Genomic DNA, 21129 nt, shown 5'->3' on the forward strand with positions numbered 1-21129 from the left:
ACAGGCACAAAAAAGCCGCGACCGGCTCAACACCGGTCACGGCTTTTTCAGTGGCTTCAGAAGTCTGCGAGTAGCCAGACCTCATAAGCCGGAGTCTCGTAAGGATGGCTCTGCTTGAGCGCAGCGACCACCGACGCAATCAATGCGTCGGCCACCACCAGCTCCACCCGCCACTCTTCGACCTGCTCGACCATGCCGGCTTGCCCGATGAATGGCTGGCTGCCGTCCAACGGGCGGAACTGACCCTGGCCCAACACCTGCCAGGCGCAGCAATCGTAGTCGCCGATGCGTCCGCCGCCAGCGGCGAACACAGAGGCCTTGACCTCCTCCACATGGCTGGGCGGGACGAAGAAGGCGAGCTTGTACACCCTTAGTTCACCCAGACCCGCGCGTTGCGGAACATGCGCATCCACGCCGCGTCTTCGTTCCAGTCATCCGGACGCCAGGAGTTCTGCACGGCACGGAAGACCCGCTCAGGGTGCGGCATCATGATGGTGACGCGGCCGTCGCGGCTGGTAAGACCGGTGATCCCGCGCGGCGAACCGTTCGGGTTGGCCGGGTAGGTCTCGGTAACCTTGCCGTGATTGTCGACGAAGCGCAGGGCCACGCAACCGGACAGGTCGGCTTCAAGCAGGGCTTCCTGGCTGGCGAACTCGGCATGGCCTTCACCGTGGGCGATAGCGATCGGCATGCGTGAACCGGCCATGCCCTGCAGGAAGATCGAGTTCGACTTCTGCACCTCGACCATGGCCACACGGGCTTCGAACTGCTCGGAACGGTTGCGCACGAAGTGCGGCCAGAACTCGCTGCCGGGAACCAGCTCGTGCAGGTTGGACATCATCTGGCAACCATTGCACACACCCAGGGTGAAGCTGTCGGTACGCTCGAAGAAGCCCTGGAAGGCGTCGCGGGCACGGCTGTTGAACAGCGCAGACTTGGCCCAGCCTTCACCGGCACCCAGTACGTCGCCGTACGAGAAGCCACCGCAGGCCACCAGGCCCTTGAACGCGTTGAGGTCAACGCGACCGGCGAGAATATCGCTCATGTGTACGTCGATGGCGTTGAAACCGGCGCGGTCGAAGGCGGCTGCCATTTCGACCTGACCGTTGACACCCTGCTCACGCAGTACCGCCACCTGGGGACGCACGCCCTTCTTGATGTACGGCGCCGCGATATTGTCGTTGACGTCGAAGCCAAGCTTGACCGACAGGCCCGGGTTGTCTTCTTCGAGCAGGACGTCGAATTCCTGATCGGCGCATTCGGCGTTGTCGCGCAGGCGCTGGATCTTGTAGCTGGTTTCAGCCCACTGGCGCTGCAGCAGACGACGGTCGCCCTTGAACAGCTCCTCACCGGCCAGCTTGATCAGCACTTCGCCGTTATTGATCGGCTGGCCGATCACTGCGACGCAGTCTTCACCAAGGCCGGCAGCGCTGAACTGTGCCAGGACGTCCGGGGTAGCGTCCTGGCGCACCTGGATCACTGCACCCAGCTCTTCGTTGAAGAGAATGGCAGCGATTTTCTCGCGCTTGCTGGTCAGGGTGTCGAGCTCCAGCTCCAGACCACAATGACCGGCAAAGGCCATTTCCAGCACGGTGGTCATCAGGCCACCGTCGGAACGGTCGTGGTAGGCCAGCAGGTGACCGTCGGCATTCAGGCCCTGGATAACGGCGAAGAAGGCCTTGAGGTCTTCGGCGTCGTCGACGTCCGGCGCCTGGCTGCCGAGCTTGCCATGGGTCTGGGCCAGGATCGAGGCGCCCATGCGGTTCTTGCCGCGGCCAAGGTCGATCAGGATCAGATCGGTCTCGCCCTTGTCCATGCGCAGCTCAGGGGTCAGGGTCTTGCGGATGTCGGTGACCGGTGCGAAGCCGGTGACGATCAGCGACAGCGGCGAGGTGACGGATTTTTCCGCGCCCTCTTCGCTCCAGCGGGTCTTCATCGACATGGAGTCCTTGCCCACCGGAATGGTCAGGCCCAGCTCGGGGCACAGTTCCATGCCCACGGCCTTGACGGTGTCGTACAGACGCGCGTCTTCGCCCGGGTGACCGGCAGCGGACATCCAGTTGGCCGACAGCTTGATGTCGGACAGTTTTTCGATATGCGAGGCGGCCATGTTGGTCAGCGTCTCGCCGATGGCCATGCGGCCCGAAGCCGGGGCGTCGAGCAAGGCCAGCGGGGTACGCTCGCCCATGGCCATGGCTTCACCGGTGTAGACGTCGAAACTGGTGGCGGTGACGGCGACATCAGCCACAGGCACCTGCCAAGGGCCGACCATCTGGTCGCGGGCAACCAGGCCGGTGATGCTGCGGTCGCCGATGGTGATCAGGAAGCTCTTGCTGGCAACTGCCGGGTGACGCAGCACGCGCTCGACGGAGTCTTGCAGCTCCAGGGTGCTTGGGTCGAAATCGTCGCCCAGCTCCGCTTCGCGGGTAACCGAACGGTGCATGCGCGGCGGCTTGCCCAACAGTACGTCAAGCGGCATGTCCACCGGGCTGTTGCCGAAGTGGCTGTCGGTAACGGTCAGGTGTGGCTCGGCAGTCGCTTCGCCAACGACAGCAAACGGGCAGCGTTCGCGCTCGCAGATGGCCTGGAAGCGCTCGAAGTCGGCCGCGTCGACCGCCAGGACGTAACGCTCCTGGGATTCGTTGCTCCATATCTCGTGCGGGGCCATGCCCGGCTCGTCGTTGGGTACGTTGCGCAGCTCGAAGCGGCCACCGCGGCCACCGTCGTTGACCAGCTCAGGGAAAGCGTTGGAGATACCGCCCGCGCCGACGTCGTGGATGAAGGCGATCGGGTTGTTGTCGCCCAACTGCCAGCAACGGTCGATGACCTCCTGGCAGCGGCGCTCCATTTCCGGGTTCTCGCGCTGCACCGAGGCGAAGTCCAGGTCAGCGGAGCTGGCGCCGGTGTCTACCGACGAGGCCGCACCGCCACCCAGGCCGATCAGCATGGCCGGGCCACCGAGGACGATCAGCTTGGCGCCGACGGTGATCTCGGCCTTCTGGACGTGATCTTCACGGATGTTGCCCATGCCGCCAGCGAGCATGATCGGCTTGTGGTAGCCGCGCACTTCTTCGCCGTGGGGAGTGTTGATCGACTGTTCGAAGGTACGGAAGTAGCCGGTCAGCGCCGGACGTCCGAACTCGTTGTTGAACGCCGCGCCGCCGAGCGGACCTTCGATCATGATATCCAGGGCGTTGACGATGCGGTCAGGCTTGCCGTAGGCCTGTTCCCATGGCTGTTCGAAGCCCGGGATGTTCAGGTTGGAGACGGTGAAGCCGGTCAGCCGGCTTTCGGCTTGGCGCCACGGCCGGTTGCACCTTCGTCGCGGATTTCGCCACCCGAACCGGTGGACGCGCCGGAGAACGGCGAGATGGCGGTCGGGTGGTTGTGGGTCTCGACCTTCATCAGGATATGCACCGGCTCCTGCACCGCACCGTACTGGCGGGTCTCAGGGTTCGGGAAGAAGCGCCCGGCGACGTTACCGACGATCACCGAAGCGTTGTCCTTGTAAGCGGACAGCACACCTTCGCTGTGCATCTGGTAGGTGTTCTTGATCATGCCAAACAGGCTTTTTTCCTGGCTCTGGCCGTCGATATCCCAACTGGCGTTGAAGATCTTGTGACGGCAGTGCTCGGAGTTGGCCTGGGCGAACATCATCAGCTCGATGTCGTTGGGGTTGCGCTTGAGCCCCTGGAAGGCGGCGACCAGGTAGTCGATCTCGTCTTCGGCCAGGGCCAGGCCCAAGTCGACGTTGGCCTTTTCCAGTGCGGCGCGACCGCCGCCAAGGATGTCCACGGAGGTCATCGGCTTGGGCTGGGCATGGCTGAACAGGCCGGCGGCGTCTTCAAGCTTGGTCAGCACCATCTGGGTCATGCGGTCGTGCAATACGTCGGTGACGTTGGCTGCATCGGCGTCGCTCAGTTGGCCGGTGACATAGAACGCAATACCGCGTTCCAGACGACGGATATTTTCCAGGCCGCAGTTGTGGGCGATGTCGCTGGCCTTGCTCGACCAGGGCGAGATGGTGCCGAATCGCGGCATAACCAGGAACAGACGCCCGGTCGGCTCCTGTACCGGTACGCTTGGGCCGTACTTGAGCAAGCGCGCAAGCACGTGCTGTTGGTCGGCGGTCAGCTCGCCGTCAACCTCGGCGAAATGAGCGAATTCAGCATACAAACCACTAACAGCGGGGACTTTCTGGCTCAATTGCTCGAGTAATTTACCGTGGCGAAAGGCAGAAAGGGCAGGAGCGCCGCGCAGGATCAACATCGTCGGGACAGCCTCAGGAAGGGGGTGTGCTTAGAGGCCGTGCATTCTAGCCTAAATCCGATGATTCCGGCACCCGGAACACAGCATTCTGACGCGGCCGCATGTCGGCGGAACAAACCGGACTTGGGGGTCAAAAAAACCACGCAAACGTAGTAACCTGCCACCCACTATCGTAAAGACCGCTAGCAGACAAGCTATCGGTTGTCGAGATATGGCGGGGCCGGTCCTTTGCGTATACTGCAAGCTATGTTCGCCCATACCGCTTTGCGCCAGCGCTGCGCCAGATGGCTCATCGCAACCGGACTCTTCCTGATGCTCGGTGCTTGTGTTGAAAAACCAAGCACGCTGGAGCGCGTCAAGGAGGACGGCGTGCTGCGCGTGATCACCCGCAACAGCCCCGCCACCTACTTCCAGGATCGCAACGGTGAAACCGGCTTCGAGTACGAGCTGGTCAAGCGCTTTGCCGATGACCTTGGCGTGGAACTGAAAGTCGAGACCGCCGACAACCTCGACGAGCTGTTCGACCAGCTCGGCAAGCCGTCCGGCCCGGTCCTGGCAGCAGCGGGCCTGGTCAGCAGCGAACAGCGCAAGTCCCAGGTACGCTTCTCCCACCCTTACCTGGAAGTAACCCCACAGATCATCTACCGCAACGGCCGCTCACGCCCCACCGACGCCAAGGACCTGATCGGCAAGAAGATCATGGTGCTCAAGGGCAGTACCCACGCCGAGCAACTGGCGGAACTCAAAAAGCAATATCCCGCCCTGGAATACGAAGAGTCCGATGCCGTTGAAGTAGTCGACCTGCTGCGCATGGTCGATGAAGGCCAGATCGACCTGACCCTGGTCGACTCCAACGAGCTGGCGATGAACCAGGTGTATTTCCCCAAGGTGCGGGTGGCCTTCGACCTGGGTGATGCCCGCGACCAACGCTGGGCAGTGGCTGCCGGGGAAGACAACAGCCTGCTCAACGAGATCAACGAATTTCTCGACAAGGTGCAGAAAAATGGCACCCTGCAGCGCCTCAAAGACCGCTACTACGGCCATGTCGATGTGCTGGGTTATGTGGGCGCCTACACCTTCGCCCAGCACTTGCAGCAACGCCTGCCCCGCTACGAGAAGCACTTCAAGGAATACGCCAAGAAAGAACAGGTCGACTGGCGCCTGCTGGCCGCCATCGGCTACCAGGAATCGATGTGGCAGGCTGAAGTCACCTCCAAGACCGGCGTACGTGGCCTGATGATGCTGACCCAGCGCACCGCCCAGGCCATGGGCGTTTCCAACCGACTGGACCCGGTGCAAAGCATTCGTGGCGGGGCCAAGTACTTCATGTACGTCAAATCCCTGCTCGACGACGATATCAAGGAACCTGACCGCACCTGGTTTGCCCTGGCAGCTTATAACGTGGGTGGTGGACACCTGGACGATGCCCGCAAGCTGGCCAAGCGTGAAGGCCTGAACCCGAACAAGTGGCTGGACGTGAAGAAAATGCTGCCGCGCCTGTCACAGAAGCAGTGGTACACCAAGACCCGCTACGGCTACGCCCGGGGCGGCGAGCCGGTGCATTTCGTGGCCAACATTCGTCGTTACTACGACATCCTCACCTGGGTGACCCAACCTCAGCTTGAAGGCAGCCAGGTGGCCGAAGGTAGCCTGCACATGCCAGGCGTCGACAAGACCAAGCCACCAGAGCCCTCCCCGCCGCTTTAGGAAAAAGTCACGACCGCTGCGCGGCCGATCTCAGCCTCGTTCCTCGGCAGCGGCTACAAATTGTAAAGCCTGACCCGTAGCCGCTGGCGATAGCCAGCGATCGACCGCAAAGCGGTCGCGATTCAAACAACCGATCCCTACCCATTCAGGACTTTGCCCGACGCGCCCTGAAGAACTCCGACAGAATCGCCCCACACTCCTCGGCCAGTACTCCCCCCTCGAACATCACCCGGTGGTTGAGAAACCCCTGGGTGAAGAACTGTCCCTGGCTCTGTATCACGCCCGCCTTGGGCTCCAGGGCACCGTAGACCACCCGAGCGATGCGCGAGTGAACGATCAGCCCGGCACACATGCTGCAGGGCTCCAGGGTGACGTAGAGGGTGCTACCCGGCAGCCGGTAGTTGCTGGCCGCCTGGGCTGCAGCCCGAATGGCGACCATTTCGGCATGGGCGCTGGGATCGCTGCCGCTGATCGGGCAGTTGAAGCCGCGACCGACGACCTGGCCATGCTGCACCAGCACAGCCCCCACGGGCACCTCGCCCATGGCAGCCCCTTGGGCAGCCAGGTCCAGGGCCAGGCGCATGAATTCCTGATCGCGGCTGCGATCAATGATGAGCGGCTGACGCATCACACCACCTCGATCGCAGCCATCAGGCCGGTTTCCATGTGGTCGATCACGTGGCAATGGAACATCCAGGTGCCCGGGTTATCCGCCACCAGCGCGACCTGGGCACGCTCGTTCTTGCCCAGCAGATAGGTGTCGGTGAACCACGGCTCTTCGATTTTGTGCCGATTGGAGGCGATCACCTTGAAACTCATGCCATGCAGGTGGATCGGATGCTGGTACTGGGTCATGTTCTTCAGTTCGAAGATATAGCTCTTGCCCTTCTTGAGCGTGGCGATCGGGCGGTCGGCGCAGGTCTTGTCGGTGATGTCCCAGGCCTTGCCGTTGATCTGCCACAGGCTCGGTGGCGCACCGTTGTCGGTGTTCACCGACACCGACCCCACCCACTCGAAATTGAAATTGAGCTTCTCGGCATTGGCCAGGTCCGGCTCGGCCACCGGGTTGGCCGGCAGCGCTGGCGGCCAGTCACCCGGGGCTTCGTTGCTGGCCACCGAACGCAGGGTGCCCAGGCGCACGGAGCCATCGCGCAGGGAGATTTCCTCACCCGCAGGCGGCATCTTGATTGCCAGGCAGATTCGCATGCCCGGACCCAGCCAGTAGGCCTTGCCGAGGGGGCGCGGGGTCACAGGGTTGCCATCGAGCGCATACACCTTGGCCTCGAAGTTGCCCTTGAGGTTGATCCGGTAGGTCAGGGTGTTGTCCAGATTGAGCAGGCGCACCCGCACGATCTGCCCGGCCGGCATATCGACCACCGCATTGGGTTGGCCATTGATGGTGATCAGTCGCCCGGCCGTGCCGCCGCGTGCTGCCTCGCGGGGAATACTGAACGGCAGGTAATTGCCCTGCTCGTCCACGTGCCAGTTCTTCAGGCTCAGGGTGCGCTCGTGCTTGAAGCCGGTGGGCTCGCGCTCCTCGACGATCAGCGGCCCCACCAACCCACGGCCCAGCTCCTCGGAACTGTTCACATGAGGGTGGTACCAATAGCTGCCAGCGTCAGGCACGCGGAATTTGTAGTCGAAATACTCACCCGGCAGCACCGGCAGTTGCGAAACATACGGCACCCCGTCCATCTCCAGCGGCAGGCGGATGCCGTGCCAGTGAATCGTGGTCGCTACCGGCAGGTGGTTGATGAAGCGTACCCGCAGCCAGTCACCTTGCCGTGCCCGCAGCTCAGTCCCCGGTGCCGACGGACCAAAGGCCCAGGCTTCGGTGTTGAAACCCGGCACCAGCTCCACATCCAACGGCGCGGCGATCAACTCGTAGTCGTGCCCGGCATTCGGATCGGGACGACCCAGCCAGTAGCGAGCCGCGCCTCCAGCGCCCAGGCCGATCGCCACCAGGCCGCTCAGGCCTCCGAGAATTTGTCGCCGGGTAAAAGACATGCAGCAGGTACCTCGTAATGCCAGGAACAACATGCCGGCACTCGTGCGGCCGGCGATGAAGGGCGAATACGATACACCTGCAATTGAGAAAGATTAAGTGAAGAGTTGCCGCAGGCACTGGCTGCGCGGACGGGGACTGCAGCAAAAAAAACGCCATGCCCCCGAAGGGACATGGCGTTTCTCAACCGGCGGGCGGGATCATTCCCACTCGATGGTCGCTGGCGGCTTGCTCGACACGTCGTAGGTGACGCGAGAGATGCCTTCGATTTCGTTGATGATCCGGCCGCTGACGGTTTCCAGCAGCTCGTAAGGCAGGTGCGCCCAACGTGCGGTCATGAAGTCGATGGTTTCTACCGCACGCAGGGCCACGACCCAGGCGTAGCGACGGCCGTCACCGACCACGCCCACCGATTTCACCGGCTGGAACACCACAAACGCCTGGCTGACCTTGTGGTACCAGTCGGCCTTGCGCAGTTCTTCGATGAAGATGTGGTCGGCGCGACGCAGCAGGTCGGCGTATTCCTTCTTCACTTCACCAAGGATACGTACACCCAGGCCCGGGCCCGGGAACGGGTGACGGTAGACCATGTCGTACGGCAGGCCCAGCTCCAGACCAAGGCGGCGGACCTCGTCCTTGAACAGCTCGCGCAGCGGCTCGACCAGCTTGAGGTTCATCTCTTCCGGCAGGCCACCGACGTTGTGGTGCGACTTGATCACGTGAGCCTTGCCGCTCTTGGCGCCAGCCGACTCGATCACGTCAGGGTAGATGGTGCCCTGGGCCAGGTACTTGATGTTCTCGAGCTTGTTCGACTCGGCATCGAACACGTCGATGAAAGTGCGACCGATGATCTTGCGCTTCTTCTCTGGGTCGGCTTCGCCGGCCAGGTTGTTCAGGAACTGCTCTTCGGCGTTGGCACGGATCACCTTGACGCCCATGTTCTCGGCGAACATGGCCATCACTTGCTCGCCTTCGTGCAAGCGCAGCAGGCCGTTGTCGACAAAGACACAGGTCAACTGGTCGCCGATGGCCTTGTGCAGCAGGGCTGCAACCACCGAGGAGTCAACGCCGCCGGACAGGCCCAGCAGTACGTTGTCGGTGCCGACCTGGGCGCGGATCTGGGCAATGGCGTCTTCAGCGATGTGCGACGGGGTCCACAGGGCTTCGCAGCCGCAGATGTCGAGGATGAAGCGCGAGAGGATGCGACCACCCTGCTTGGTGTGGGTCACTTCCGGGTGGAACTGCACGCCGTAGTAGCCACGGGTGTCGTCGGCCATGCCGGCGATCGGGCAGCTCGGAGTGCTGGCCAGGATGTGGAAATCTTCGGGGATGCGGGTGACCTTGTCACCGTGGCTCATCCACACGTCAAGGCCGAGGACGCCGTCGGCGTCGACGTGGTCTTCGATACCGTCCAGCAGGCGGCTCTTGCCGACTACGTCAACGCGGGCATAGCCGAATTCGCGCAACTCGGAGCCTTCTACCTTGCCGCCCAGTTGCTCGGCCATGGTCTGCATGCCGTAGCAAATGCCGAATACCGGTACGCCCAGGTCCCAGACGGCCTGCGGGGCACGTGGGCTGTTGGCTTCGTGCACGGACTCGGGGCCGCCGGCGAGGATGATGCCGCGCGGAGCAAATTCGCGAATCGCTTCGTCGTCCATGTCAAACGGGTGCAGTTCGCAGTACACGCCGATCTCGCGCACGCGGCGGGCAATCAGCTGGGTGTACTGGGAACCGAAGTCGAGGATCAGGATTCGGTGAGCGTGAATGTCGAGGGCCATGACTCAATCTCGTCAGTGGAAATCGGAAACGACGCGGGGCTGTCGATAACAGCCCCGCTAGCAAGTGTTGCCTGAAGCATCAACCTACGCGGTAGTTTGGCGCTTCTTTGGTGATCTGTACGTCATGTACGTGGGACTCGGCCATGCCGGCACCAGTAATACGCACGAATTCAGGCTTGGTACGCATCTCTTCGATGTTGGCGCTGCCGGTGTAACCCATCGAGGAACGCAGGCCACCCATCAGTTGGTGGATGATCGCGGTCAGGGTGCCCTTGTACGGCACACGGCCTTCGATACCTTCCGGCACCAGTTTCTCGGCACCGGCCGAGGAGTCCTGGAAGTAACGGTCCGAAGATCCCTGGGCCTGGGACATCGCGCCCAGCGAACCCATGCCGCGATAAGCCTTGTACGAACGGCCCTGGAACAGTTCGATCTCGCCCGGCGCTTCTTCGGTACCGGCGAACATCGAGCCCATCATCACGGCCGAGGCACCGGCAACGATGGCCTTGGACAGGTCACCGGAGAAACGAATGCCACCGTCGGCGATCAGCGGGATGCCCGTGCCTTCGAGTGCCGCGGCAACATTGGCGATGGCGCTGATCTGCGGAACGCCGACACCGGCGACGATACGGGTGGTGCAGATCGAGCCTGGGCCGATACCGACCTTGACCGCGTCGGCGCCGGCTTCGGCCAGGGCCTTGGCAGCGGCGCCGGTGGCGATGTTGCCGCCGATGACCTGAACCTGCGGGAAGTTCTCCTTGACCCAGCGAACGCGGTCGATCACACCCTTGGAGTGACCGTGGGCGGTGTCGACCACCACCACGTCAACACCGGCGGCAACCAGGGCCGAAACGCGGTCAGCGGTGTCTTTACCGGTACCGACGGCAGCGCCGACGCGCAGACGACCTTGATCGTCCTTGCTGGCCAGCGGGTAGGCCTTGGCTTTTTCGATGTCGTTGACGGTCATCATGCCCTTGAGGGCGAACTTGTCGTCGACGATCAGGACGCGCTCGATGCGGTGCTTGTGCAGCAGCTCGCGAGCTTCGTTCTTGTCGGCGCCTTCCATGACCGTGACCAGGCGCTCTTTAGGCGTCATCACTTCACGGACGCTGGCGTCCAGGCGGCTTTCGAAACGTACGTCGCGAGAGGTGACGATACCGACCAGGTCGCCGTTGTGCAGCACCGGTACGCCAGAGATGTTGTTCTGGCTGGTCAGTTCGAACAGGTCACGAACGGTGGCGTCGGCCTCGATGGTGATCGGGTCCTTGACCACGCCGGCTTCGAACTTCTTGACCTTGCGCACTTCGGCAGCTTGCTGCTCGATGGTCATGTTCTTGTGGATAATGCCGATGCCGCCTTCCTGGGCCATGGCAATGGCCAGACGGGCTTCGGTCACGGTATCCATGGCGGCGGAAACCAACGGAATGTTCAGCTCGATGCCACGGGTCAAACGGGTCTTGAGACTGACTTCATTGGGTAGCACCTCTGAATAACCAGGCACTAGGAGAATGTCGTCGAAGGTCAGGGCTTCTTGGCTGATACGCAGCATCGCGGGGGCTCCCGGGCGGGAAAATGGAAGCGCGCCATTATACTCATCCAGAGCCCTTCGCTCAATGCAAAGATGGCCCTTCGGTCAGTTGCCTGCGCGCGCTACCTGCACCACGGCCACCGGCTGGTCCAGCCAGTCGGCGAAGTCGTCGAGAAAAGCCTGCTTGAAACCTGCCGCGCTCCAGTTGTTGAAGATGAATCCCAGGTTGGAAAAGGCGCAGGGCTGCAGGAACAGAAAACCGTTGATGTCGTCCTCATGACCGCACAACGGGCAGATGAAGTTGTCGGTCTGCCCGGGCATCCACTCCTCGAGGCTTTCAAACAGCGCCACGCCTACTTCCTTGCGGCATTCGGCGCAGCCGGCTTCTTCGAGAAAGCCTTCAAGTGGCGTATAGATGCAGCGCTTGGTGATGACCTCAAGACCATTGATCGGCTGACCGAACGGCAGCAGTTCCGGGCGCTCCACCACCTTGCGCGCACCGTCGGCAATCGCATATGCCATGCGACTGCCGGTACTGCCGCAGGTGCTCAGTTGCTCCTCGATGACCTTCTCGCGCACCAGCCAGCGCAGGATCGCCCGGGCGCGGGGCTCATGCACAGGAACGGTGGAGATCTTCGGGACAATGATGCTCTGGGTAATCATGACGGCAGCCAAACATGCTCAAAGCCGCCAGTTTACCTCACTCAGGTAGCGACCGATCAGGGCAATGCCACTGCACAGCACCAACCAGGTCACCAGGCGCACAAAGGTTTCGCGAGGCATGTCCAGGGTCAGGCGACGCGCCAGCCACAGCCCTGCCGCCATCATCGGCACCAGCATCAATGCCAGCAGTAACACGGCACCATCGGCATACACGCCAGCCAGCAGGAACAAGCCCAGGCGAACCACGGTACTGCAACTGATCAGCGCACTCTGGGTCGCCCGCGCCTGCTCGACCGACGCCACACGGGCATTGAGATAAAGCGCATAGAGAAAGCCGCCGCTGCCGAACAAGGCTCCGAACAACCCACCCGCCACACCGGCCGGCACCGACCAGCCCGCCGGCAGGCGCTTGGGCCGAGCCTTTACCGCCAGGCTATAGAGTGCATAAGCGCTGACGAACACACCCATCAATAGCAGCAGCACATCTGACTTGAGCCGAAGCAGGAACACCACTCCCAGGCTGCAACCAATCGCCATGCAGGGCAGCAAGCGCAGCAGCTCGGCGCGCACCACCGCGTTGCGCGAGGGCAACCATTTGCCGAAGGCGGCCACGAAATCCAGCAGCACCAGCAGTGGAATGATCTGAGACAAGGGCATGAAATGGATCAGCACAGGGCCGGCAACCAATGCCGTACCGAATCCTGCAATACCAAAAACAATGTAGGCCGCGCCTGTCCCTAACGCGATGAACACCCAGTCAAACGTGCTAAACGGCAATTGCGCCAGTAAGGTCGAAAACATGGCAGGTTCAGTCCTTGATCAATTCCAGGTCACTTTAGCCATCCACAAGCCATGCCGACCAATATGCAATATCCTCACTAGACATCTTGAAACGGCATAGCTCAGATGACCACTACCCGCCAACTGCGTTACTTCGTCGAAATCGCCGAATGCGGCAGTTTCAGCGCCGCCGCCGAGCGCCTGTATATCGCTCAGTCCGCCCTGAGCCGACAGATCAAGGAACTGGAAACGCAGCTCGACACCCTGCTGTTCGAGCGCACCGCCCGCCAGCCACGCCTGACCGCCGCGGGCCAGGCGTTCCTGCCACGGGCACGCAGCTTGCTGAGCGATCTGGAAAAGGCCGAGCGCCTGGCCCGGGAGATCGGCCAGGGCATGCGTGGCAGCCTGCGCCTGAACCACTCCAGCACGGTGCCCCTCAGTGGTCGATTGCTTGCCAGGCTCGGCAGCTATCTGCACGACAACCCCGGGGTCAGCATGGAGATTGCCCAGCAGTCCTCGGAAGGGCAACTTGAAGCGCTGGCCGAAGGCCGCCTGGAGATTGGCCTGCTGCGCTTGCCGGTGCTGCGCCAGCACGAAGGCTTGTGTGTGCAACCGCTGTTCGAGGAGCCGTTATTGTTGGCAGTGGCCGAGAATCATCCGCTTGCCGGGGAACGCAGCGTGTGCCTGGCACAGTTGCGTGAAGAGGCCTTCATTTCCATCCCTCATCGTCAGCGCGGCGGGTTGAGCTACCTGTCTGCCGAGCTGTGCATGCGCGAGGGATTCTTCCCCAGGGCGGCGCGAGTGGTGTCGCGCAAAACCACGCAACTGCAACTGATCCAGGCCGGATTCGGAGTGGCACTGCTGCCGCGCTGCATGCAGGACATTGCGCCGGCGGCTGTGAGGTTCGTGGCGCTGGCCGATGAGGATTGCAGCAGCACGGTGGCGCTGGCCTATCGGCGGGATGCCGGAGCGCTGGTGCAAGGCTTCTTGAGCCATATGCACAACGGGTAGGCGCGGGCTTGCCCCGCGTTCACGCTCGGTGAGTCACATCGCATCGCGGGACAAGCCCGCTCCTACACTTTATGATGCCGCCCATGATCAAAGACCCCTTCGAAAGACTCGGTCTGGACCGCGATGTCCTCACCGTCAGCCAACTCAACGGCCGCGCCCGGGTGCTGCTCGAGGACGTATTCCGCAATGTCTGGGTCGAAGGCGAGATCTCCAACCTCGCCCGCCCGGCCTCCGGCCACGTCTATTTCACCCTCAAGGACAGCGGTGCCCAGGTGCGCTGTGCACTGTTCCGCCAGAATGCCGCGCGGGTTCGTCAGGCCCTGCGCGATGGCCTGGCGGTCAAGGTGCGCGGCAAGGTGTCGTTGTTTGAAGGTCGCGGCGACTACCAGTTGATTCTCGACACCGTCGAGCCTGCGGGTGATGGCGCGCTGCGCCTGGCCTTTGAGGCGCTGAAGGAAAAGCTTGGCGCCGAAGGTTTGTTCAGCGCTGAAAACAAGGTAGCCCTGCCCGCCCATCCACAGCGCATCGGCATCGTCAGTTCGCCCACGGGCGCGGTGATCCGCGACATCATCAGTGTGTTCCGCCGCCGCGCGCCACAGGTCGAACTCACCCTGATCCCCACGGCCGTCCAGGGCCGCGAAGCGATCAACCAGATCGTTCGCGCCTTGCAACTGGCCGACAGCCGCGGCTTCGACGCGCTGATCCTGGCCCGTGGCGGCGGCTCGCTGGAAGACCTCTGGTGCTTCAACGAGGAAGCCGTGGCCCGGGCCATTGCTGCCTGCGTCACGCCCATCGTCAGCGCCGTGGGCCATGAAACCGATGTATCGATCAGTGATTTTGTCGCCGACGTTCGCGCCCCTACGCCTTCGGCCGCGGCCGAATTGCTGGCCCCCGACAGCAGCGACCTGCAGCGTCGTATCGACAGCCTCAAGCGTCGCCTGCTGCTGCGCATCCAGAGCCGCCTGGCCCATGACCGCCTGCGCCTGGACAGCCTCACCCGACGCCTGCGTCACCCAGGTGAACGGCTGCGCCAACAGGCCCAGCGCCTGGACGACCTGGACATGCGCCTGCGCCGGGCCTTCGAGCAACGCCTGAACCAGCGCCGCGAGCGCCTGGCCCGTCTCGATACGCGCCTGGCCGCCCAGCATCCCGGACGCACCCTGGCCCTGCTCAAGCAGCGCCTCGACAGCCTGGCCGAACGCCTGCCACGGGCCATGCGCGAAACGCTCAAGGATCGCCGCCAGCGCCTGCAGGCCCAGGTCCAGACCCTGCACGTGGTAAGCCCGCTGGCAACCCTCGGTCGCGGCTACAGCATCCTGCTCGACGAGCGCGGCCAGGCCATTCGCAACGCCGAGCAGACCCGCAACGGCCAACGCCTGACCGCCCGCCTGGGCGATGGCGAGCTGCAGGTGCGGGTCGAAGACAATCACCTGACCCCGGTCACGCTCTCTCTCCTGGATTGAACCATGCCCCGTCTGTTTGCCCCGCTGTTACTGCTGTGCCTGATGTTCGTCGGCAGCGCCCAAGCCAGCTACATCACCCGCCAACTGAACAAGCCCGTACCCGGTGGCGTTGCGGTCATCAACCTCGGGCCGGCCACCCAGGCGCCCAGTGCGCGCTTTGATGGCAAGCCGGTGCTGGTGGTCAAGGAACAGGACACCTGGCTGGCCATCGTCGGCCTGCCCCTGACCCAGAAGCCTGGCCCGGCGCAGCTCACCGAGGGCGCACGGACCCTGAGCTTCACGGTCGGCAGCAAGAAGTACCCCGAGCAGCGCATCACCTTGAAGAACAAGCGCCAGGTCAACCCCGACCCGGCCGACCTCAAGCGCATCGAAGTCGAGCTTGCCGAGCAGCTCAAGGCCTACCGCAGTTTCAGCCCCAACCTGCCGAGCAACCTGATCCTCGACAAGCCGGTCAGTGGTCCGCTGTCGAGCAAGTTCGGCGTGCGCCGCTTCTTCAATGGCGAGGAACGCAACCCCCATGCCGGCCTGGACTTCGCCGTGCCGGCCGGCACCCCGATCAAGACGCCGGCCAACGGCAAGGTGATCCTGGTCGGCAATTACTTCTTCAACGGCAACACCGTGTTCGTCGACCATGGCCAGGGCTTTATCAGCATGTTCTGCCATATGTCGAAGATCGACGTTAAACCAGGGCAGCTGCTCAGCCGTGGCGCCGTGGTCGGCAAGGTCGGCTCCACCGGGCGCGCCACAGGCCCGCACATGCACTGGAACGTCAGCCTCAACGATGCGCGGGTAGACCCGGCAATTTTCATCGGCGCCTTCCAGCCCTGACACCTGGCTTGCGCCATTCAAAAAGACCGCGCAACTGGCGCGGTCTTTTTATTTAAAGCCAGCCATAAAATCTCGATAAATTCTGCTTTTTAAGCATTTCTCTCAATTTTTTTTCAAGGCTTGTCATCTTCAGGTCCACTGGTTAGGGTTGAAGCCATGAAGACCTTTCAAACCCTCATCCTGCTTCGTCAACATCGCAGCCTCTGCCTGGTCAGTGCACGACTACCAAGCTGAATCGCGTCGCCTCGCCCTTTCATCTCGATTTCATTCGGCGGGCCCCTTTCCAGGCCGCACATTCAAGGATTGCTTTCATGACCATGCTCAAAGACCCTTCGAAAAAATACAGCGCCTTCCCTACCGTCAACTTGCCTGACCGTACCTGGCCATCGAAGACCATCACCCAGGCGCCAATCTGGTGCAGCTCCGACCTGCGCGACGGTAACCAGTCGCTGATCGAGCCGATGGATGCGGTAAAGAAGCTGCGTTTCTGGAAAACCCTGGTCAGCGTCGGCGTGAAAGAAATCGAAGCCTCGTTCCCATCGGCCTCGCAAACCGATTTCGACTTCGTGCGCACCCTGATCGAAGACGGTCACATCCCTGACGACACCACCATCCAGGTGTTGACCCAGGCCCGTGAAGACCTCATCGCCCGCACCTTCGAGTCCCTGCGCGGTGCCAAAAAGGCCATCGTCCACCTGTACAACGCCACCAGCCCGTCGTTCCGCCGCATTGTCTTCAACCAGGACAAACAAGGCGTGAAGGACATCGCGGTGAACGCGGCCAAATTGTTCGTCAAATATGCCGCCCAGCAGCCTGAAACACAGTGGACTTTCCAGTACTCGCCTGAAACCTTCAGCGCCACCGAACTGGAGTTCGCCAAGGAAGTCTGCGACGCCGTGATCGAGGTGTGGAACCCGACGCCCGAGCACAAGATCATCCTCAACCTGCCGGCCACCGTCGAAGTCTCGACGCCGAACATCTACGCCGACCAGATCGAGTGGTTCGGCCGCAACGTCAGCCGCCGCGACAGCGTGATCATCAGCCTGCACACCCACAACGATCGTGGCACCGGCGTAGCCGCCACCGAGCTGGGCCTGATGGCCGGCGCCGACCGCGTCGAAGGCTGCCTGTTCGGCAACGGCGAACGTACCGGCAATGTCGACCTGGTGACCCTGGCGTTGAACCTCTACACCCAGGGTGTGAACCCTGAGCTGGACTTCTCCGACATCGACGGCGTGCGCAAAGTGGTCGAGGAATGCAACCAGATTCCGGTGCACCCACGTCATCCGTATGTCGGTGACCTGGTCCACACCGCGTTCTCCGGCTCGCACCAGGACGCCATCCGCAAGGGCTTCACCCAGCAAAAAGAAGACACCAAGTGGGAAGTGCCGTACTTGCCGATCGACCCGGCCGACATCGGCCGCAGCTACGAGGCAGTGATCCGCGTCAACAGCCAGTCGGGCAAGGGCGGTATCACCTACCTGCTCGAACAGGAATACGGCATCAGCCTGCCGCGCCGCATGCAGATCGAATTCAGCCAGGTGGTGCAGGGTGAAACCGACCGCCTGGGCCTGGAGATGACTGCCCAGCAGATCTACAACTTGCTGCACCGCGAGTACTTGCAGGCCAACGCCCCGTACGCGCTGGTCAGCCATCGCCTGCAGGAAGAGAACGGCAACAGCAAGGTCGAAGTGGAAGTGTCGAGCGAAGGCGAGACCACCCTGCACTGGCGCGGCAAGGGCAATGGTGCCCTCGAAGCCCTGGTCGCCGGCCTGCCGGTTGCCGTGGAAATCATGGACTACAACGAGCATGCCATCGGCGCGGGCACCAACGCCAAGGCGGCGGCCTACATCGAACTGCGTGTGGCCGGTGGTCGTCCGGTGCATGGTGTGGGCATCGATGAAAACATCACCACCGCCAGCTTCAAGGCACTGTTCAGCGCCCTGAACCGCTCGTTGAGCCAGCAGGCTGCCAAAGCCGCCTGACCTTGACTAACGTAATCGCGGGGCAAGCCCGCTCCTGCTAGCAGGAGCGGGCTTGCCCCGCGACCGTTTCTGCAGGCCAAAAAAAACGGTGCGCCGACCAAGCGCACCGTAAAGCCGTGTAGCACACAACGATTCAGTTCAGTCCAGCAGCGCCAATGCCTCAGCGCTGCAGGCTTCGATCCTTGCCCAGTCGCCATTCTTGATCCAGCCGCTGTCGAGCATCCAGGTTCCGCCCACGCACATCACATTGGCCAAGGCCATGTAGTTGCGCACATTGCTCGGGTTGACCCCACCGGTCGGGCAGAAGCGCACATCGCCGAACGGCCCGGCGAATGCCTTGATCGCCGCCACGCCGCCGCTGATCTCCGCCGGGAACAGCTTGAAGCGCCGATAACCCAGGGCATAGCCCATCATCAGCTCCGAGGGCGTACTGATCCCCGGGAGCAAGGGCAGCCGGCTCTGCACGCCCGCGTCCAGAATGTCCGGGGTGATGCCCGGGGTGACCACGAATTGCGCGCCCGCCGCTTCAACGGCGGCGAACATCTTGCGGTCCAGCACGGTACCGGCACCCACGCACAGTTCCGGGCGCTGCTCGCGCAACACCTCGATAGCCTTGAGACCGTGTTGCGAACGCAGGGTCACTTCCAGGGTCTTGATACCACCGGCCGCCAGGGCGTCCGCCAAGGGCAGGATGTCTGCCTCGCGGGCAATGGTGATCACCGGCAGGATGCGCGCCTGGGTGCAGATCTGATCGATCCGGGCAATTTTGTCGGCCATGGAATCTCCCGGCTGTTTCAGTTCAAGCGTGGTCATGACGGCAGGTCCTTGGCTCATGGGCACCAGTAAATTTCCAGAGGGTCGTGTAAAAACGCACGTATCGGCATCTCGGCCAAATCAGTGCCATCCAGCGCGGCGCGCAGGGTAGCGAGTTTGCCCGGGCCTTGCACGGACAGTGCAGTGAAGCCGGCACGGGCAAGCAGCGAACGGGTCATGCTCAGGCGCTGATGCGGCACGCTCGGTGCCAGCATTGGCAGGCAGCGACGCTTGCCGTGCAGGTCCAGGCCTTCGGTCAGGTTGGGGCTGCCAGGGAACAGCGAGGCGGTATGGCCATCGTCACCCATGCCCAGCACCAGCACGTCGATACCCCGCAGCGCGGCAAGCGCCTGATCGGCTTCCTGCGCAGCCGCCTCAAGGCTTTCAGCAGCACGGTAAAGACCGAGGAATCGGGCGCTGGCCACCTTGCCAACCAGCAGGTGGCGCTTGAGCAGGCCAGCATTGCTGTCGGCATGTTCGACGGGTACCCAGCGCTCGTCGGCCAGCGTGATCAGCACCTTGGACCACTCCAGCGGTTGCTTGCCCAGCGCCTCGAAGAACGCCACCGGACTACGTCCGCCCGACACCACGAGTGTCGCTTCACCCTGACGGGCAATGGCTGCACGCAGCTGCTCGGCAACGACCTTGGCAAGCCCTGCGGCCAGCGCCGGCGCTGCGTTGAATTCATGCACCGTCACAGTTGCCGGCAGCTTCAGTTCAGATATCGCCATACCACGACCTCCCGTCACGGGTAATCAATGCAATCGAGCTCATCGGCCCCCAGGAGCCGGCGGCATAGGGTTTGGGCGCATCGCCGGCGGCTTTCCAACCGGCGATCAGCTGATCGCACCACTTCCACGCGTATTCGATTTCATCCTTGCGTACAAACAGGTTCTGGTTGCCACGCATCACTTCCAGCAACAGGCGCTCATAGGCATCGGGGATCCGTGCGCTGCGCCAGGTGTCGGAAAAATTCAATTGCAAAGGCCCGCTGCGTAGTTGCATGCCTTTATCCAGGCCCTGCTCCTTGGTCATCACCCGCAGGGAAATACCTTCGTCCGGCTGCAGGCGGATAATCAACTTGTTACCGATCTGCAAACGCTGTTCCGGGGCGAAGATGTAGTGCGGTGTTTCCTTGAAATGGATAACGATCTGCGACAGCTTCTGCGGCATGCGCTTGCCGGTGCGCAGGTAGAACGGCACACCGGCCCAGCGCCAGTTGCGGATATCGGCGCGCAGGGCGACGAACGTCTCGGTGTCGCTCTGGGCATTGGCGTTGTCTTCTTCCAGGTAACCGGGCACCGACTTGCCTTCGCTGTAGCCGGCAATGTACTGGCCGCGCACTACACGGGTGCTCAAGCCTTCACCCGTGATCGGTGCCAGGGCCTTGAGAACCTTGACTTTCTCGTTGCGGATGCTGTCGGCCGACAGGTCGCTGGGCGGGTCCATCGCGATCAGACACAACAGCTGCAGCAGGTGGTTCTGGATCATGTCGCGCAGTTGCCCGGCCTTGTCGAAATAGCCCCAGCGCCCCTCGATACCAACCTTCTCGGCCACGGTAATCTCAACGTGGGAGATGGAGTTCTGGTTCCACTGGGTTTCGAACAGGCTGTTGGCAAAGCGCAGGGCGATCAGGTTCTGCACCGTCTCTTTGCCCAGGTAATGGTCTATGCGATAAACGCGATTCTCGGGAAAATACTGGGCAACCGCATCGTTGACCCGGCGCGACGACTCAAGGTCATGGCCAATGGGCTTTTCCAGTACCACCCGGGTGCGGTCGGTGAGGCCCGCCTTGTGGAGGTTCTCGCAAATACCGCCGTACACCGCTGCCGGCGTTGCGAAATAAGCGATCAACTGGGTGTCGGCATCGACCTGCTCGGCCAGCGCCTGGTAGTCCTCGGCCTTGAGAAAGTCCACATGCACATAGCTAAGGCGCGACAGAAAACGCTGCAGGACGGGAAATTCGATCTGCCCGGCCGGCACGAACGCCTTCAGGTGCGACTCGATCGAGGCCAGGTGTTGTTCAGCGCCGCCCGGTTCGCGGGCCAGCGCCAGCACGCGGGTGTCGGCGTGCAGCAAGTCGGCACGGTCGAGCTGGTAGAGCGCCGGAAACAGCTTGCGCAAGGCCAGGTCGCCCAGGGCGCCAAACAGGGCAAAGGTGCAAGGTTCAACGCTGATCGCAGCCATGATGTATGTTCTTTTATCAAGTTGACGTAGAAATACCGTTTCCAACCCCAGTTTTCAAGGGGTAATGTAGTAAAAACCACAACATTTTGCCCAGTGGACAGATTCAAGTGGT

The 21129-nt window shown here is 62.4% G+C and carries 15 protein-coding genes and 1 pseudogene; 5 read left to right on the forward strand and 11 right to left on the reverse strand.

Annotated features, from left to right (window positions below; translation table 11 throughout):
• Positions 1-56: 56 nt before the first annotated feature.
• Positions 57-368, reverse strand: coding sequence for a YqfO family protein (locus ABVN19_RS17430; protein ID WP_028942904.1), 312 nt, complete (start codon positions 366-368; stop codon positions 57-59).
• A gap of 2 nt (positions 369-370) precedes the next feature.
• Positions 371-4269: pseudogene (purL, locus tag ABVN19_RS17435) on the reverse strand (phosphoribosylformylglycinamidine synthase).
• Between the two features lie 246 nt (positions 4270-4515).
• Between purL and mltF the strand changes: the two are divergent.
• Positions 4516-5976, forward strand: coding sequence for a membrane-bound lytic murein transglycosylase MltF (gene mltF, locus ABVN19_RS17440; protein ID WP_105641201.1), 1461 nt, complete (start codon positions 4516-4518; stop codon positions 5974-5976).
• A gap of 145 nt (positions 5977-6121) precedes the next feature.
• Here mltF and tadA read toward each other — a convergent pair whose 3' ends face one another.
• The 6 genes from tadA to ABVN19_RS17470 form a co-directional block, all read right to left on the reverse strand.
• Positions 6122-6604, reverse strand: coding sequence for a tRNA adenosine(34) deaminase TadA (tadA, locus tag ABVN19_RS17445; RefSeq protein WP_028942901.1), 483 nt, complete (start codon positions 6602-6604; stop codon positions 6122-6124).
• A complete protein-coding gene (locus ABVN19_RS17450; RefSeq protein WP_028942900.1) occupies positions 6604-7983 on the reverse strand; it encodes a multicopper oxidase family protein in 1380 nt (459 codons plus the stop codon). Before ABVN19_RS17450 ends, tadA begins: the two co-directional genes overlap by 1 nt.
• A gap of 198 nt (positions 7984-8181) precedes the next feature.
• The gene (gene guaA / locus ABVN19_RS17455) at positions 8182-9759 is read right to left on the reverse strand and encodes a glutamine-hydrolyzing GMP synthase (RefSeq protein WP_028942899.1); all 1578 of its coding nucleotides are present in this window, start codon (positions 9757-9759) and stop codon (positions 8182-8184) included.
• 79 nt (positions 9760-9838) lie between these two features.
• Complete coding sequence (gene guaB / locus ABVN19_RS17460; protein WP_028942898.1) at positions 9839-11308, reverse strand: IMP dehydrogenase; 1470 nt, start codon at positions 11306-11308, stop codon at positions 9839-9841.
• A gap of 84 nt (positions 11309-11392) precedes the next feature.
• Positions 11393-11950, reverse strand: a complete 558-nt coding sequence (locus ABVN19_RS17465; protein ID WP_105641252.1) for a sugar ABC transporter ATPase — start codon at positions 11948-11950, stop codon at positions 11393-11395.
• An 18-nt stretch (positions 11951-11968) separates the two neighbouring features.
• Positions 11969-12751, reverse strand: coding sequence for a sulfite exporter TauE/SafE family protein (locus ABVN19_RS17470; RefSeq protein WP_028942896.1), 783 nt, complete (start codon positions 12749-12751; stop codon positions 11969-11971).
• Between the two features lie 105 nt (positions 12752-12856).
• On the opposite strand from ABVN19_RS17470, the gene ABVN19_RS17475 reads away from it, so the two are divergent.
• The 4 genes from ABVN19_RS17475 to leuA all read left to right on the forward strand — a co-directional run bounded on the left by ABVN19_RS17475 (position 12857) and on the right by leuA (position 18017).
• Entirely contained in the window at positions 12857-13741 is an 885-nt protein-coding gene (locus ABVN19_RS17475; RefSeq protein WP_105641202.1) for a LysR substrate-binding domain-containing protein, read from the forward strand.
• A gap of 83 nt (positions 13742-13824) precedes the next feature.
• Entirely contained in the window at positions 13825-15204 is a 1380-nt protein-coding gene (gene xseA, locus ABVN19_RS17480; protein ID WP_105641203.1) for an exodeoxyribonuclease VII large subunit, read from the forward strand.
• 3 nt (positions 15205-15207) lie between these two features.
• On the forward strand, positions 15208-16032 hold the full coding sequence (locus ABVN19_RS17485) for a M23 family metallopeptidase (RefSeq protein ID WP_028942893.1): 825 nt from the start codon (positions 15208-15210) through the stop codon (positions 16030-16032).
• A gap of 311 nt (positions 16033-16343) precedes the next feature.
• A complete protein-coding gene (gene leuA, locus ABVN19_RS17490; protein ID WP_028942892.1) occupies positions 16344-18017 on the forward strand; it encodes a 2-isopropylmalate synthase in 1674 nt (557 codons plus the stop codon).
• A gap of 138 nt (positions 18018-18155) precedes the next feature.
• Here the strand turns inward: leuA and ABVN19_RS17495 are convergent, their stop codons facing one another.
• From ABVN19_RS17495 to zwf, 3 genes are read right to left on the reverse strand one after another with little or no spacing between them, the layout of a single operon-like run.
• Positions 18156-18830 (reverse strand): bifunctional 4-hydroxy-2-oxoglutarate aldolase/2-dehydro-3-deoxy-phosphogluconate aldolase, encoded by a 675-nt coding sequence (locus ABVN19_RS17495; RefSeq protein WP_028942891.1) that lies wholly within the window; start codon positions 18828-18830, stop codon positions 18156-18158.
• Between the two features lie 17 nt (positions 18831-18847).
• A complete protein-coding gene (gene pgl, locus ABVN19_RS17500; RefSeq protein WP_105641204.1) occupies positions 18848-19561 on the reverse strand; it encodes a 6-phosphogluconolactonase in 714 nt (237 codons plus the stop codon).
• Positions 19548-21017, reverse strand: coding sequence for a glucose-6-phosphate dehydrogenase (gene zwf, locus ABVN19_RS17505; RefSeq protein ID WP_105641205.1), 1470 nt, complete (start codon positions 21015-21017; stop codon positions 19548-19550). The genes pgl and zwf overlap by 14 nt, the downstream gene beginning before the upstream one ends.
• Positions 21018-21129 lie beyond the last annotated feature (112 nt).

This window comes from Pseudomonas vranovensis, from assembly GCF_040438935.1.
Taxonomy (GTDB): domain Bacteria; phylum Pseudomonadota; class Gammaproteobacteria; order Pseudomonadales; family Pseudomonadaceae; genus Aquipseudomonas; species Aquipseudomonas vranovensis.

Excerpts from the sequence above, each read along its gene's own strand:
- mltF (WP_105641201.1), top strand. The coding sequence starts at position 4,516 with ATGTTCGCCCATACCGCTTTGCGCCAGCGCTGCGCCAGATGGCTCATC.
- tadA (WP_028942901.1), bottom strand. The coding sequence starts at position 6,604 with ATGCGTCAGCCGCTCATCATTGATCGCAGCCGCGATCAGGAATTCATG.
- ABVN19_RS17450 (WP_028942900.1), bottom strand. The coding sequence starts at position 7,983 with ATGTCTTTTACCCGGCGACAAATTCTCGGAGGCCTGAGCGGCCTGGTG.
- guaA (WP_028942899.1), bottom strand. The coding sequence starts at position 9,759 with ATGGCCCTCGACATTCACGCTCACCGAATCCTGATCCTCGACTTCGGT.
- guaB (WP_028942898.1), bottom strand. The coding sequence starts at position 11,308 with ATGCTGCGTATCAGCCAAGAAGCCCTGACCTTCGACGACATTCTCCTA.
- ABVN19_RS17465 (WP_105641252.1), bottom strand. The coding sequence starts at position 11,950 with ATGATTACCCAGAGCATCATTGTCCCGAAGATCTCCACCGTTCCTGTG.
- ABVN19_RS17470 (WP_028942896.1), bottom strand. The coding sequence starts at position 12,751 with ATGTTTTCGACCTTACTGGCGCAATTGCCGTTTAGCACGTTTGACTGG.
- ABVN19_RS17475 (WP_105641202.1), top strand. The coding sequence starts at position 12,857 with ATGACCACTACCCGCCAACTGCGTTACTTCGTCGAAATCGCCGAATGC.
- xseA (WP_105641203.1), top strand. The coding sequence starts at position 13,825 with ATGATCAAAGACCCCTTCGAAAGACTCGGTCTGGACCGCGATGTCCTC.
- ABVN19_RS17485 (WP_028942893.1), top strand. The coding sequence starts at position 15,208 with ATGCCCCGTCTGTTTGCCCCGCTGTTACTGCTGTGCCTGATGTTCGTC.
- leuA (WP_028942892.1), top strand. The coding sequence starts at position 16,344 with ATGACCATGCTCAAAGACCCTTCGAAAAAATACAGCGCCTTCCCTACC.
- ABVN19_RS17495 (WP_028942891.1), bottom strand. The coding sequence starts at position 18,830 with ATGACCACGCTTGAACTGAAACAGCCGGGAGATTCCATGGCCGACAAA.
- pgl (WP_105641204.1), bottom strand. The coding sequence starts at position 19,561 with ATGGCGATATCTGAACTGAAGCTGCCGGCAACTGTGACGGTGCATGAA.
- zwf (WP_105641205.1), bottom strand. The coding sequence starts at position 21,017 with ATGGCTGCGATCAGCGTTGAACCTTGCACCTTTGCCCTGTTTGGCGCC.